The organism is Acinetobacter sp. YH01020, from assembly GCF_013420275.1.
GTDB lineage: Bacteria > Pseudomonadota > Gammaproteobacteria > Pseudomonadales > Moraxellaceae > Acinetobacter > Acinetobacter amyesii.
The window spans coordinates 38,906-53,516 of record NZ_VOYN01000012.1 but is presented as its reverse complement, the minus strand read 5'-3'; the positions used below and the strand labels follow the sequence as shown (position 1 = coordinate 53,516).

Sequence of the window (14,611 nt, the reverse complement as noted above, 5' to 3'; positions counted from 1 at the left end):
AAAAATACGCCATGACCTTTAATGACAAGCTTTTGAGCCATGCAGCATTGATGTTTTAAAGATTGTCTGACAAAGAAAATATTTGAGCATTTTTGCAAATCGAGAGGTCGGTTTTGCTAATGGTCTAGTGATCTATCTCACTTAATTTGATCCTCAATCTATGTGTTTTTCCTTCAATCGACATGAAGTCAATGAAGGGGAAACACCCAAATTGAGAGCAAAATCATGAGCGCTTTTCAACCGATAAAAAAAACTTTAGCACGCGTATTTGCAGGCCCTGTCTTTAACCCAACAAAACAGTCTGCCGTTGTTCCTATTCGTCATATGAAATTTGATTTCGAACCAGAAAAAATTGATCCAAAATTTTATATGAATGCAGAATTGGCCAGTGCCTATTTTGCATCTTTATCTATTTTCTTAACCCGTGGCGAAGATTTGGTGATTGATACTGCTCGATATCATCGCGACTTTATTCAAGATCCTGTATTAAGACAACGTGTCACGTCGTTGATTGGGCAAGAGGCCATTCATTCACGTATGCATGAAGAAATGAATGAAGCGTATCGCGCAAGAAATCTGCCTGTGCAATTTTTTAGAAAGTTAGAACACTACGTCTTTGCCTATGGTTTTGAACGTATGCCACAGCCAATGAAGTTATCCTTAATGGCAGCAATTGAGCATTTCACCGCAGTGCTTGCGGAATACATGATGAATCATGAAGAAATCTTTTTTAATTCAATAGATGAAAAGCAGCGCGCTATTTGGATGTGGCATATGTTGGAAGAGTCTGAACACAAAGACATTGCCTATGATGTTTATCAAGAATTATCAGGTAATTATGCTTTACGTATTGCTGGCTTTTTCCCTGCATTAATTACCATTTTGGGTTTGATTTCAATTGGTGCATCGATTGTCCCTTTCTACAGAAAGCCATCAAATTTGATTAGCCTAAGCTACTGGAAAGATGTTCCGCGCAGTTTCCAACTGATTTTTGGGCTAAGAGATGGTGTTTATGGCAGCAGCCTCGGGCATATTTTTGACTATCTACGACCAAGTTTTCATCCGAATGATCATGACACTTCTGCATTTCTTGAATATTACAAAAAGCGTTTGCTGAACCCTGTTGATGGCGTGTTAACACCTTATTTTGTCAAAGAATTTACCCCAGCATTAAAACGATAAAAGGACACAACCATGGGTCTATTTGGAAAAAAGAATAAGCCAAGTGAAAACGCCTACGCGGTGGTTACTGGTGCAGGCAGTGGTATAGGAAGAAGCTTTGCTTTGGAGTTGGCACGTCGTGGTGGGACAGTGGTCTGTGCCGATATTCATCTAGAAGCAGCGCAAGAAACGGTGGATCAAATTCATTCTATGACCTCATCAAATGCTTATGCAGTGCAGTGTGATGTAGGTAAGGCTGAAGAAGTAAAAGCACTGTCAGAGCAAGCTGAGCAGTTGATGGGGCATGCTGTGACATTGGTGATCAACAATGCAGGCGTCGGGCTGGGTGGTAAATTTGATGAACTGAGTTTAGACGACTGGCAGTGGTGTATGCATGTCAATTTGTGGGGTGTGGTGCATGGCTGCCATTATTTTGTACCCAAGTTGAAACAAAATAAGCAGGGTGGCGCGATTATTAATGTTGCTTCTGCTGCGGCATATACTGCTGCACCAGAAATGACAGCATATAACGTGACGAAGTCGAGTGTGTTGGCTTTGTCTGAAACTTTATCGGCTGAGCTCAGATCGGCAAATATCCGTGTGAATGTGCTGTGCCCAACCTTGGTGCCAACCAATATTATGAAAAATGGTCGCTTGCCCAATCGATATTCAGGCTTGGCTGATCAACTGCTGATGAATCATGCATTTACGACGAGCCACGATGTCGTCGATTTGACATTGAATAATTTAGATGCAGGAAAGTTGTATACCATTCCGCAACCTGATGCCAAATTATTTTGGTGGTTAAAGCGTCTATCCCCGCAAACCTATACCCGCTTATTGGGGGTGGGTTATCCCTTATTTAACAACTATATTAAAAAGTCGGGAGCAAAAGCATGAACATGCCGACACAATTACATGACGAAGATGTAAAAGCATTACATCAAGAGAAAACTCAAACTAAAAAGGCAACAACGCAAACTAATGCACGTCGTCCTGTAACGTCTTCTGCCAAAGCAAAAAAAGCAGTACGAGATCAATCAGAGTCAGAACCTAGCCTAGAAAAACCTAGCGTAGAAAATCAAGTGCGTGTCTACGATACCATTGTGATTGGTGCGGGGATATCAGGTTTAGCTGCAGCTCATCAAATGAATGAACGAGGTTATACCGATTATGTGGTTTTGGAAAAAGCCAATCGCGTGGGAGGTACATGGCGCGACAACACCTATCCAGGCTGTGGATGTGATGTTCCTTCGGCTTTGTATTCTTTTTCATTTGCACCGAGTCATAAATGGAGTCATTTATTTGCCAAGCAACCTGAGATTCTGAACTATTTAGAAGATGTTGCGGAGCAGCATGCGCTGTATCGCAACATTCAGTTCAACTGTGAATTAATGGCAGCGGAATGGAATGAGGAATTAAAGCAATGGCAATTGGAGACGAGCAAAGGTAAGTATGCGGCGAGAACAGTGATCTTTTCCACTGGGCCGATTACTGAACCTCAAATTCCAAAAATTAAAGGTATTGAAAGCTTTGAAGGTGAAATGTTCCATTCTGCGCGATGGAACCATGCCTATGACTTAAAAGATAAACGTATTGCAGTGATTGGTACGGGGGCATCTACGATTCAGTTTATTCCTCAGATTCAACCTATTGCCAAAAATGTGGTGGTGTTTCAACGGACTGCGCCATGGGTATTACCAAAAGCAGATTTACCACTGAATGACCGTGCGAAAGGCATCATTACCCGTTTTCCGACTGTTCAAGAAACTTGGCGCAAAAGTGTGGCCGGTATATTAAATGGTATTAATTTAGGACTACGTAATCCTTCGCTTTTAGAGCCTGTGAATTATTTGGGTCGTCAGTTGTTAAAAACACAAATTCAAGATCCTGAATTACGTGAAAAAGTTACACCAAACTTTTCTATTGGTTGTAAGCGTCTTTTATTTGCCAATAACTATTATCCTGCTTTGCAGCAAGCCAATGTCGAACTTGTACCACATGGTTTAGTTGAAATAGAAGGTAATACTGTTATTGCTGCGAATGGTGAACGTCATGAAGTCGATGTCATTATTTGGGGCACAGGTTTTGAAGTTTCTCATCCGCCGATTGGGCAACGTGTAAAAAATGCCAAAGGGGAGTTATTGTCAGAACTTTGGAAAAACAGTTCTCCTGAAGCGTTTTTGGGTACCAGTATCGCGCAAGTACCTAATGCCTTCTTGGTGCTTGGGCCAAATATTTTGGTTTATGACTCATTTATTGGGATTGCAGAAGCACAGGTTGGGTATATCGTCGATGCCTTGGTAAAAATGAAACAAGAGAAGATACAGCGGCTTGAAATTAAGCCAAATGTATTGGCCTATCACAATGCAAAAGTACAGACACATTTACAGACTACAGTCTTTAATAGTGGCGGCTGTAAGAGCTATTACTTAGATGCCAATGGACGCAATTTTGCAGCTTGGCCGTGGTCACTGAAACAGTTAAAGCAGCGTCTTAAACAGGTGGACTTGACAGACTATGAGTCGGTTGCTTGGAGAAGGTTGCTTAATAAAAGTTACTTAACTTTATAAGCTAAAATAAAGCATCATCAATATTTAAACCTTTTGTTTACAGCCTAATTTCTACGTGGAATTAGGCTTTTTTATGACGATATCTGATGAAGCAGTGTGAGATTTTCTAGAAAATGGCGATTTAAAATACATTCAGCAATAAACAGCATACTTTATAACTTGTGAGGCATCGTTTTATCTAATGATTGAGTTGAAAAATCAGTCAGATGGGTCTGTTTTAAAGTGCAAAATAAATCTAGCTGCATAAAAAAACCGCCCCAAAGGGACGGTTTTTAGATTCGCACAATTCTTTCGAATTAACGACCTTGGATATCGCGTTGAGTTTCGCCAGTGTAAAGCTGACGAGGACGACCGATTTTGTAAGGTGCGCTGTGCATTTCTAACCAGTGGCTGATCCAACCAACAGTACGTGCAAGAGCGAAGATTACTGTAAACATTTCTGTTGGGATACCAATCGCTTTAAGGATGATACCTGAGTAGAAGTCTACGTTAGGGTATAGGTTACGTTTGATGAAGTATTCGTCAGAAAGCGCAATACGTTCAAGTTCCATAGCCAAAGCAAGTTGTGGATCGTTGATACCAAGTGCAGTTAACACTTCGTCACAAGTCTCTTTCATTACTTTCGCACGTGGATCGAAGTTTTTGTAAACTCGGTGACCAAAGCCCATAAGTTTAACTTCTTTAGTTTTCACTTTTTCCATGAACGGAGCAACGTTTTCTACAGTGCCGATTTCATCAAGCATCTTAAGAACAGCTTCGTTCGCGCCGCCGTGAGCAGGTCCCCATAGAGCCGCGATACCCGCAGCGATACATGCGTATGGGTTAGCGCCAGTAGAACCAGCAAGACGTACTGTAGAAGTAGACGCGTTTTGTTCGTGGTCAGCATGAAGCGTGAAGATACGGTCCATTGCTTTAGCAAGAATAGGGTCAACTTTGTAATCACGGTCTGCAGGAGTAGCAAACATCATGTACAAGAAGTTTTCTGCGTAGCTTAAATCGTTACGTGGGTAAACGAATGGTTGGCCTACAGTATATTTGTAAGTCCAAGCAGCTAAAGTAGGAACTTTAGCGATTAAGCGAATAGCAGTGATTTCGCGGTGGTCAATGTTTTCAACATCGAAACCGTTGTGATAGAACGCAGAAAGCGCACCAACAACACCACACATGATCGCCATAGGGTGAGCGTCACGACGGAAACCATTGAAGAAACGGCCAACTTGATCGTGAACCATAGTGTGGTTACGAACTTTAGCATCGAATTCTTGTTTTTGTTCAGCAGTAGGAAGCTCGCCGTTCAAAAGAAGGTAGCAAGTTTCTAAGTAGTCTGCTTTAGTAGCAAGCTGGTCGATTGGGTAGCCACGGTGTAGAAGAACACCTTTACCGCCGTCAATGAAAGTGATTTTAGATTCACAAGCAGCCGTTGAGACAAAACCAGGATCAAAAGTAAAGTGACCTGCGGCCAACACATCTTTAACGTCAATTACATCTGGGCCTAGAGTGCCACTGTAAATTGGTAAGTCAATTTCTTTGCCATCAAGCTGTAAAACGGCTTTTTTGCCAGTTGCTTCAGACATTCAATAGATCTCCTGTCCTGGTGAATGTTTTATCTGACTCAGTACTAATCTTTTAATGCGAGAATCAGACGGATCAAAAATTTGCTCTAAGATTAGAGGGAACTGAAATTTTGTCAATTATACTTATGGATATAAATTGAGGATCATTCATTGAAATGAAGCACAATTCATCCGCTTAAAAAATGAGTAAAATCACAGTGCCGACGCAGTATAATAAGTCAATTTGCAGGGGAGGTGCAGATTAAAAAAAGCCTATTGCCTTAATTGTAAGCAATTTTTAATTCTTAAAAACTCTGAAACAAATATGAATTACAAGACCGCTATTTCATTAAATTATTATAATTTTCGTAACTTACATACATCTGTGGCTCTAAATTGCTTTTTTCTTATTCATAATTAAAACGACTTAATCGTACTTAAAAAAAAGTTCGTTTGGTTAAAAAATAGTTAATTAAACGCCTTTAAAGGATCAATAAATGAGCATTTTTGTCATTGGAAAGGTAAAAAATGGCGTTTTATTAAACAGATTTGCTGTTGCTAAGATTTTTATGCACAGACTAAGTACTTATTTCGTTTCATGATCTTTGAATTTTATTATTTGAGAAAATGATGCACATTTATTTTTATGATTATGGCTTGGCGAATGTGCTGGAAGATTTTAAAATGTAGTGGGAAAAGAAAGATTTAGATTTGTTCATCTTTAGTCTAAAAGTTTAAATCGCCATATACACACAAAAACAATAAGTGAAATTTACATTTAACTGATTAAAACCAACAACATAGTATGATTTTCTTAGATAAATAAGGTATTTGTTTTTAGAAAAGTTATTGTTAATGATTCTTATTTAAGGATATTTTGCAAAATTCCTAATTGTCTTCGTTTGTGTTTTGAAAGTTCACGTTTTATAATTCCCTGTCGTTTATAAGATCAGACAGCTGCAGAGTTTATTATATTGTAATGTCTGACTATGCTAGCTTTCCTACGAATTAATTCCAACAAACTCCGGATGGAGTTTTTACTTACAGGATGCCCGCTGTGAAAAGCAACAGACCTGTCAATTTGTCCATGGGTCAAGTTTTAGACGTAAACTTAAAATCCCCTGTGGCTATTGCATCAATTTTACACCGTCTATCAGGTGTTATCGTATTTTTACTCGTACCGGTCCTTCTTTGGATTTTAGACAAATCTTTATCTTCACCTGAAGGTTTTGCGCAAGTTCAGGCTGTATTTGACAGCTTTATTGTGCGTTTTGTCGTATGGGTATTTGTAGCCGGCTTAATTTATCACCTTATCGGTGGTATCAAGCATCTATTTGCAGATCTTGGCGTTGCTGAAGAACTTCAAAGTGGTCGTATCGCAGCTACTATTTCATTGATCTTGTCTGCAATCGGTATTGTTGCAGCATTTGTATGGATTGTTCTCTAATGAAAAGTGCTACAGGTTTAACAGGATCAGGTTCGCGCGATTGGTTTATCCAACGTGTAAGTGCCGTTGTATTGGCTGTTTATACTATTGTTGTGCTGGGCTGGATCCTTTGCAATAGCGGATTCACTTTTGAGCAATGGTATGGCTTTATGATGACAACACCAATGAAGATTTTATCTTTATTGTCTGTCTTATCTCTTGTTGCGCATGCTTGGATTGGTATGTGGCAAGTATTCACTGACTATGTGACTACTCGTCAAATGGGTCCTTCAGCAAACGGTCTGCGTTTAGTGCTGACTTCTGCAGTGATTGTTGCAGTATTTGCATACGCGATCTGGGCGATCCAGATTTTTTGGGCAAATTGATAGGAAAATATCATGGGCGCTATAACCCCTAAAGAAGATTACACAAATATTCCACACCAAACTTTCGATGCAGTCATCGTTGGTGGTGGTGGTTCAGGTATGCGTGCTTCTTACCAACTTGCTCAAGCTGGTTTGAAAGTTGCTGTACTGACTAAAGTATTCCCAACTCGTTCGCACACTGTTGCAGCGCAGGGTGGTATTGGTGCATCTCTTGGTAATATGCAAGAAGATAACTGGCACTACCACTTCTACGACACAGTTAAAGGTTCTGACTGGTTAGGTGACCAAGACGCAATTGAGTTCATGACTCGTGAAGCGCCTCAAGTTGTATATGAACTTGAACACCTAGGTATGCCATTTGACCGTAATGCTGACGGTACAATTTACCAACGTCCGTTTGGTGGTCATGCTGCGAACTATGGTGAAAAACCAGTTCCACGTGCATGTGCTGCTGCCGATCGTACAGGTCACGCACTTCTTCACACGCTTTATCAAAGCAACGTGAAAATGGGTACTCAATTCTTCGTTGAATGGATCGCACTTGATTTGATCCGTAATGAAGAGGGTGATGTGCTTGGTGTGACAGCAATTGACCAAGAAACAGGTAAAATTGCAGTATTCCAAGGTAAAGCAACATTGTTCGCTACTGGTGGTGCTGGTCGTGTTTACCGTGCATCTACTAACGCTTATATCAATACTGGTGACGGTCTTGGTATGGCAGCTCGTGCAGGTATTCCATTGCAAGATATGGAATTCTGGCAATTCCACCCAACAGGTGTTGCGGGCGCAGGCGTATTGTTGACAGAAGGTTGTCGTGGTGAAGGTGCGATCCTTCGTAACGATGCTGGTGAGCCGTTCATGGAACGTTATGCTCCGACACTTAAAGACTTGGCACCTCGTGACTTCGTATCACGTTCAATGGACCAAGAAATTAAAGAAGGTCGTGGCTGTGGTCCTAAGAAAGACTACATCTTGCTTGATATGACGCATCTTGGTGCTGAAACAATCATGAAACGTCTTCCATCTGTATTTGAGATTGGTAAGAAATTCGCGAACGTTGACATCACTAAAGAGCCAATTCCTGTAGTACCTACAATCCATTACCAAATGGGTGGTATTCCTACAAATATTCATGGTCAAGTGGTTGTTCCTGTATCTCGTGAAACTGAAGCTTTGGTTGCGAACTACAATAAAGAAACTGGTGTGTACTCACACAATGCGGGTGACCGTGATTTCACTAAACCAGTGAAAGGTTTCTATGCAATTGGTGAATGTTCATGTGTATCTGTACACGGTGCTAACCGTCTAGGTACAAACTCATTGCTTGACTTGGTTGTATTTGGTAAAGCTGCTGGTGAACATATTGTTGACTATGTAACTAAACACCACGGTGATGAATATGCACCGCTTCCTACAACTGTTCTTGAAAAAACTTTGAATCGTGTTCGTCATCTTGATGAATCAACTTCTGGTGAAAATGCTCAAGAAGTTGCAGATGCAATCCGTGACATCGTTCAAGATCACGCTGGTGTATTCCGTACATCTGCACTTCTTGAAGAGGGTGTGAAACAGATTCTTGCGATCGAACCACGTGTACGTAACATTCACTTGAAAGACAAATCTAAAGTATTTAACACAGCGCGTGTTGAAGCTCTAGAAGTTGAAAACCTGTATGAAGTTGCGAAAGCGACACTGATTTCTGCGGCTGCACGTAAAGAATGTCGTGGTGCGCATACAGTGGTAGATTTTGAATTACCACCTGATCATGCTGACTACCCATACGGTCGTCGTGATGATGAGTGGATGAAACACACTTTATGGTTCTCTGTAGATAACCGTCTTGAGTACAAGCCAGTACGTTACAAGCCTTTATCTGTAGATGCTATTCCGCCTAAACCACGTACATTCTAATTGGGAGAAGTAAGATGAGTAGAGGTACTCGTACATTTAATATCTACCGCTACGATCCTGATAAGGATGCAGCTCCGTACATGCAAACTTTTAAACTAGAGTTGACTGACAAGCACCGTATGTTGCTTGATGCGCTTCTAGCATTAAAAGTACAAGACGAATCATTAACATTCCGTCGTTCATGTCGTGAAGGTATTTGTGGTTCTGATGGTGTAAACATCAATGGTAAAAATGGTTTAGCGTGTCTTTGGAACCTAAACGACTTACCAGAAGTGATTACAATTCGTCCACTTCCAGGTCTTCCAGTTATTAAAGACTTGGTTGTAGATATGAATCAGTTCTACGATCAGTACAATAAAATCCATCCGTTCCTAATCAACAATCAGCCTGCGCCTCCTAAAGAGCGTTTGCAGTCTCCTGAAGAGCGTGAACACTTAGATGGTTTGTACGAATGTATTCTTTGTGCATGTTGTTCAACTTCATGCCCATCATTCTGGTGGAACCCAGACAAGTTCTTGGGTCCATCAGCATTGTTGAACGCATATCGCTTCATCATTGACTCTCGTGATACAGCAACTCAAGAGCGTTTGGCTCGTCTTGACGACCCATTCTCATTGTTCCGTTGTAAAGGTATCATGAACTGTGTATCTGTATGTCCTAAGGGTCTTAACCCAACTAAAGCAATCGGTCACATCCGTAATATGCTTTTAGATCTAGGTTAATAGATTTAGCAGTTAAAAGAAGCGCACCATTGGGTGCGCTTTTTTTGTCATATATAAAAGTGATGATAGTGAAAGTTATTCACTGTCATTGCTGACTGCTTTAAATGGATTTAATAGAAACGTAGTGAATTAAAGGTATAAAGCGATAGATAAATGGTTATTTATTGATGAAACGCTCGTTCAAGTCTGTCAAAAGGATTAGAAGATGTTATTATGTAACGTAGTAAAAAGAGAGAGGATAGGAATGTCAGCTCTCTTTTGTTTTTGTATATGAGATGAGGGAAAAATCGAACGTAGACTTTTGTCTTAATTGAAAGATCATTTTATATGTAGCACCATATCATAGATGAAAATACAAACAGTGTATTTCGCTAATTTATGAGAGGTATGTGTCAAAAAAATCAATTGAAAATGCTCGAACGTGTTAGCATTTAAAGCATCACTATATGTAAAAAATGACTTTGAATTAGGTACATTTTTTCTACAATTTAAGCGCTGTAGACGGTATATAAATGTTAATAAAGTCGCTTTAGAAAAGATAATGGTGCAAATTTTATTTTTTCTAAGACGATTTGCAAAAATTGCCCGATTTATGTCGGGTATTTCTCAATGAGTAATGATGCCGCTGAGGGCGTTATTGTTCATTAATCACATTGGGTAATCCTAATGTAGTGATAACGCCTCAAGGCTTAAGCCTAATGGGGACTAATGTCATATTACCAATTTGACATTACTAATCATGGGTTCGCTTAAAAAGCATCCTGAAATGTTTTGCAATAGGAAATGGGTCCACAAATGCAAGAAGTTGCTGACGCACTGCGTCTTGACACTGAACTTAGCGCTGACAGTGCAGCGTATATTGAAGAACTTTATGAGCAGTATCTAACGGCTCCAGACTCAGTAGAGGCTGATTGGCGTGAATACTTCGATAAATTCCCGAAAGGTGATCAACCACACAGCAATGTACGTGAGCAATTCCTATTATTAGGCCGTAATTCAAGCCGTGTTCAGCCAGTAGTGCAAAGTGCAGTAAGTTCTGAGCATGAACGCCGTCAAATCGGTGTATTACAGTTGATCGCTGCATACCGTAACCGTGGTCATCAAAACGCAAAATTAGATCCACTAGGTCTTGCAAAACGTGAAATCGTACCTGATCTAGATCTTGCTGCGCACGGTTTAACTCAGTCTGACTTAGACACTGTATTTAATACAGGTAACCTTGCAATCGGTAAATCTGAAGCAACTCTTGGTGAAATGGTTCAAGCAATGGAAGCAACTTATACTGCTTCGATTGGTGTTGAATACATGCACATTGTTGATACCAAAGAAAAACGTTGGATTCAACAACGCCTTGAAGGTACTCGTGGTCAATTCGGCTACACTGCAGACCAAAAGAAACACGTCCTTGAACGTCTAACTGCAGCTGAAGGCCTAGAAAAATACCTTGGTAACAAATTCGTTGGTGCGAAACGTTTCGGTGTTGAAGGTGGTGAATCTTTCATTCCTATGGTGAATGAACTTATTCAACGCGCGGGTTCAGTAGGTTGTAAAGAAGTGGTTATCGGTATGCCTCACCGTGGCCGTTTAAACCTTCTTGTAAACATCATGGGTAAAAACCCAGCTGACCTATTTGGTGAGTTCGAAGGTAAATCTCTGCATAAAAAAGGCTCTGGTGACGTTAAATACCACCAAGGTTTCTCTTCAAACGTCATGACTCCGGGTGGCGAAGTTCACTTGGCATTAGCGTTTAACCCATCACACTTAGAAATCGTTGGACCTGTAGTAGAAGGTTCTGTACGCGCACGTCAAGTACGTCGTAAAGATATCGGTGGTGATGATGTATTACCAATCATTGTTCACGGTGATGCTGCATTTGCAGGTCAAGGTGTAAACCAAGAAACTTTCCAAATGTCACAAACTCGCGGTTATACCGTGGGTGGTACAGTTCATATCGTCGTGAACAACCAAGTTGGTTTTACAACGTCTGACCCACGTGATGCGCGTTCTACAGAATACTGTACTGACATCGCGAAAATGATCCAAGCACCGATCTTCCATGTGAACGGTGATGATCCTGAATCTGTATTATTTGTTTCTCAATTGGCACACGATTTCCGTCATACATTCCGTAAAGACGTTGTAATCGATATGTTCTGCTACCGTCGTCGTGGTCATAACGAAGCCGACGAGCCAGCTGCAACTCAGCCAATGATGTATCAAATCATCAATAAAAAAGCGACTACTCGTACGCTTTATGCTGACAAACTTGTACAAGAAGGCGTTCTTGATCGTGCTTCTGCTGATGCAATGGTTGAACAGTATCGTTCTGACCTTGAAGCAGGAAAACACGTTGCAAATGCGTTGGTACTTGAGCCAAATACAAAAATGTTTGTGGACTGGAAACCTTACCTAGGCCACGAATACACAGACAAATGGGATACGACTTTCCCAATCGAACGTCTAAAAGAGCTTGGTGCGAAAATGCGCGAGCTTCCTGAAGGCTTCGTGATGCAACGTCAGGTTGCTAAAGTGATTGATGACCGTCTGAAAATGCAGACTGGTGAAATGCCATTGAACTGGGGTGCTGCTGAAACATTAGCTTACGCGTCTCTTCTAGATGAAGGTTTCCTTGTTCGTTTAACAGGTGAAGACGTTGGTCGTGGTACATTCTCACACCGTCATGCAAAACTTCATAACCAAGTAGATGGTTCAACTTACATTCCATTATGTAACTTGAAAGAAAACCAACCGCGTACTGCAATTTATGACTCTTTATTGTCAGAAATGGCGGTTCTTGCATTCGAATACGGTTATGCAACGACTCTTCCGAAGAGCCTTGTCATTTGGGAAGCGCAATTTGGTGACTTCGCAAACTGTGCACAGGTTGTAATCGATCAGTTCATCGCGTCTGGCGAAACGAAATGGGAACGTGTATGCGGTCTGACTATGCTTCTTCCACACGGCTTTGAAGGTCAAGGTCCTGAGCATTCATCAGCTCGTTTAGAGCGTTTCTTACAGCTATGTGCTGAAGAAAACATGCAAGTGATCACACCGACTACACCAGCGCAGATTTACCATGCGATGCGTCGTCAAGCACTTCGTCCAATCCGTAAACCAATGATCGTGACTTCACCGAAGTCTCTTCTTCGTCACAAACTTGCAACCTCTACATTAGAAGAACTTGCAAATGGTTCATTCCAAACTGTGATTGATGAAATCGACAACATCAACAAATCAGACGTAACTCGTCTAGTGCTTTGTGGTGGTAAGGTTTACTACGACTTACTTGAAAAACGTCGTGAAAAAGAATTGAACAACACAGCAATCGTTCGTATTGAACAATTGTATCCGTACCCAGAAGCACGTCTTGCTGAAGTTCTTGCACAATATCCAAACGTTAAAGAATTGGTTTGGGCTCAAGAAGAACCGAAGAACCAAGGTGCATGGTTATTCATCGCTCCGCGTCTGTATGACGACGTGATGAAAGCGGGCAAACAAGTTCGTATTAGTTATGCAGGTCGTGAAGCTTCTGCTGCACCGGCTTGTGGTTCACCATATTTGCACGCAAAACAACAAGCTCAGCTCGTAAATGATGCTTTAGCTATCGTAGCTGAATAACAGGAGATTCTTAATAATGGCAACCGAAATTAAAGCACCGGTATTCCCAGAGTCAGTTGCTGACGGTACAGTTGCAACTTGGCACAAACAACCAGGTGAAGCAGTATCACGTGACGAAGTGATTTGTGATATTGAAACAGATAAAGTTGTTTTAGAAGTTGTAGCTCCTGCTGACGGTACGATTTCTGCAATCGTTAAAAACGAAGGCGATACAGTTTTATCGAACGAAGTGATTGCGACTTTTGAAGAAGGTGCTGCTTCTGGCGCTGCTCAAACTCAAGCTGTTCAATCAGAAGAGAAAGTAGAACAAGCTGCTGCGCAAACTCAAGCGGGCGCTGCTCCTGTTGTTGAACGTGCTCAACCTGTTGCTGATCAAGCTCCTGCAGTGCGTAAAGCATTGACTGAGTCTGGCATTGCTGCTGCTGACGTTGCTGGCACTGGCCGTGGCGGTCGCATCACTAAAGAAGATGTTGCAAACCATCAAGCTAAACCAGCTGCTCCTGCTGCTGCGCCATTAAGCGTTGCTGTTGGTGAACGTATCGAAAAACGTGTTCCTATGACTCGTCTTCGTAAGCGTGTTGCTGAACGTTTACTTGCTGCAACTCAAGAAACTGCAATGTTGACTACGTTCAACGAAGTAAACATGAAACCAATCATGGAAATGCGTGCGCAATACAAAGATGCTTTTGAAAAGCGTCATGGTGCACGTCTTGGCTTCATGTCATTCTTCGTTAAAGCGGCAACTGAAGCACTTAAACGCTACCCAGCTGTAAACGCTTCGATTGATGGCAATGACATCGTTTACCACGGTTTCTACGACATCGGTGTTGCTGTATCAAGCGACCGTGGTCTAGTGGTTCCAGTTCTTCGTGATACTGACCGCATGAACTATGCTGAAGTTGAAAACGGTATCCGTGCATACGCTGGTAAAGCGCGTGATGGTAAATTGGGTATTGAAGATATGACTGGCGGTACTTTCACTATTACTAATGGTGGTACTTTTGGTTCATTGCTTTCTACACCTATCCTAAATACGCCGCAAACTGCGATTTTGGGTATGCATAAAATCCAAGAACGTCCTATGGCTGTAAATGGTCAAGTTGAAATCTTGCCAATGATGTACTTAGCGCTTTCTTATGACCACCGTCTAATCGATGGTAAAGAAGCAGTCGGCTTCCTTGTAACAATCAAAGAATTGTTAGAAGAACCAGCTAAGCTAATCCTTGATCTTTAATACTTCAGAATAATGCAATGGGCTTAG

At 41.3% G+C, this 14,611-nt stretch carries 10 protein-coding genes; 9 read left to right on the top strand and 1 reads right to left on the bottom strand.

Annotated features, from left to right (window positions below):
- Window positions 1-225: 225 nt before the first annotated feature.
- The 3 genes from FTT85_RS06900 to FTT85_RS06890 are packed head-to-tail and all read left to right on the top strand — an operon-like array spanning window position 226 to window position 3,734.
- Complete coding sequence (locus FTT85_RS06900; protein WP_180113036.1) at window positions 226-1,182, top strand: metal-dependent hydrolase; 957 nt, start codon at window positions 226-228, stop codon at window positions 1,180-1,182.
- A gap of 12 nt (window positions 1,183-1,194) precedes the next feature.
- On the top strand, window positions 1,195-2,061 hold the full coding sequence (locus tag FTT85_RS06895) for an SDR family NAD(P)-dependent oxidoreductase (RefSeq protein ID WP_180164081.1): 867 nt from the start codon (window positions 1,195-1,197) through the stop codon (window positions 2,059-2,061).
- Window positions 2,058-3,734 (top strand): NAD(P)/FAD-dependent oxidoreductase, encoded by a 1,677-nt coding sequence (locus tag FTT85_RS06890; protein ID WP_180164079.1) that lies wholly within the window; start codon window positions 2,058-2,060, stop codon window positions 3,732-3,734. The genes FTT85_RS06895 and FTT85_RS06890 overlap by 4 nt, the downstream gene beginning before the upstream one ends.
- A gap of 296 nt (window positions 3,735-4,030) precedes the next feature.
- Here FTT85_RS06890 and gltA read toward each other — a convergent pair whose 3' ends face one another.
- On the bottom strand, window positions 4,031-5,308 hold the full coding sequence (gltA, locus tag FTT85_RS06885; protein WP_078189909.1) for a citrate synthase: 1,278 nt from the start codon (window positions 5,306-5,308) through the stop codon (window positions 4,031-4,033).
- Between the two features lie 1,027 nt (window positions 5,309-6,335).
- Here gltA and sdhC point away from each other — a divergent pair.
- The 6 genes from sdhC (at window position 6,336) to odhB (ending at window position 14,584) form a co-directional block, all read left to right on the top strand.
- Window positions 6,336-6,734: a succinate dehydrogenase, cytochrome b556 subunit gene (sdhC, locus tag FTT85_RS06880; RefSeq protein ID WP_078192993.1), complete on the top strand. Its 399-nt coding sequence runs from the start codon at window positions 6,336-6,338 to the stop codon at window positions 6,732-6,734.
- Window positions 6,734-7,099 (top strand): succinate dehydrogenase, hydrophobic membrane anchor protein, encoded by a 366-nt coding sequence (sdhD, locus tag FTT85_RS06875; RefSeq protein ID WP_078189907.1) that lies wholly within the window; start codon window positions 6,734-6,736, stop codon window positions 7,097-7,099. Before sdhC ends, sdhD begins: the two co-directional genes overlap by 1 nt.
- Window positions 7,100-7,111: 12 nt before the next feature.
- Entirely contained in the window at window positions 7,112-9,010 is a 1,899-nt protein-coding gene (sdhA, locus tag FTT85_RS06870; protein ID WP_180007470.1) for a succinate dehydrogenase flavoprotein subunit, read from the top strand.
- A gap of 14 nt (window positions 9,011-9,024) precedes the next feature.
- Window positions 9,025-9,732, top strand: coding sequence for a succinate dehydrogenase iron-sulfur subunit (locus FTT85_RS06865; protein WP_078189905.1), 708 nt, complete (start codon window positions 9,025-9,027; stop codon window positions 9,730-9,732).
- A gap of 795 nt (window positions 9,733-10,527) precedes the next feature.
- Window positions 10,528-13,350, top strand: a complete 2,823-nt coding sequence (locus FTT85_RS06860; RefSeq protein WP_180089273.1) for a 2-oxoglutarate dehydrogenase E1 component — start codon at window positions 10,528-10,530, stop codon at window positions 13,348-13,350.
- Window positions 13,351-13,366: 16 nt separating this feature from the next.
- On the top strand, window positions 13,367-14,584 hold the full coding sequence (gene odhB, locus FTT85_RS06855) for a 2-oxoglutarate dehydrogenase complex dihydrolipoyllysine-residue succinyltransferase (protein ID WP_078192990.1): 1,218 nt from the start codon (window positions 13,367-13,369) through the stop codon (window positions 14,582-14,584).
- Window positions 14,585-14,611: the final 27 nt, after the last annotated feature.

Coding starts and splice junctions, on each gene's coding strand:
- FTT85_RS06900 (WP_180113036.1), top strand. CDS start 226: ATGAGCGCTTTTCAACCGATAAAAAAAACTTTAGCACGCGTATTTGCA.
- FTT85_RS06895 (WP_180164081.1), top strand. CDS start 1,195: ATGGGTCTATTTGGAAAAAAGAATAAGCCAAGTGAAAACGCCTACGCG.
- FTT85_RS06890 (WP_180164079.1), top strand. CDS start 2,058: ATGAACATGCCGACACAATTACATGACGAAGATGTAAAAGCATTACAT.
- gltA (WP_078189909.1), bottom strand. CDS start 5,308: ATGTCTGAAGCAACTGGCAAAAAAGCCGTTTTACAGCTTGATGGCAAA.
- sdhC (WP_078192993.1), top strand. CDS start 6,336: ATGCCCGCTGTGAAAAGCAACAGACCTGTCAATTTGTCCATGGGTCAA.
- sdhD (WP_078189907.1), top strand. CDS start 6,734: ATGAAAAGTGCTACAGGTTTAACAGGATCAGGTTCGCGCGATTGGTTT.
- sdhA (WP_180007470.1), top strand. CDS start 7,112: ATGGGCGCTATAACCCCTAAAGAAGATTACACAAATATTCCACACCAA.
- FTT85_RS06865 (WP_078189905.1), top strand. CDS start 9,025: ATGAGTAGAGGTACTCGTACATTTAATATCTACCGCTACGATCCTGAT.
- FTT85_RS06860 (WP_180089273.1), top strand. CDS start 10,528: ATGCAAGAAGTTGCTGACGCACTGCGTCTTGACACTGAACTTAGCGCT.
- odhB (WP_078192990.1), top strand. CDS start 13,367: ATGGCAACCGAAATTAAAGCACCGGTATTCCCAGAGTCAGTTGCTGAC.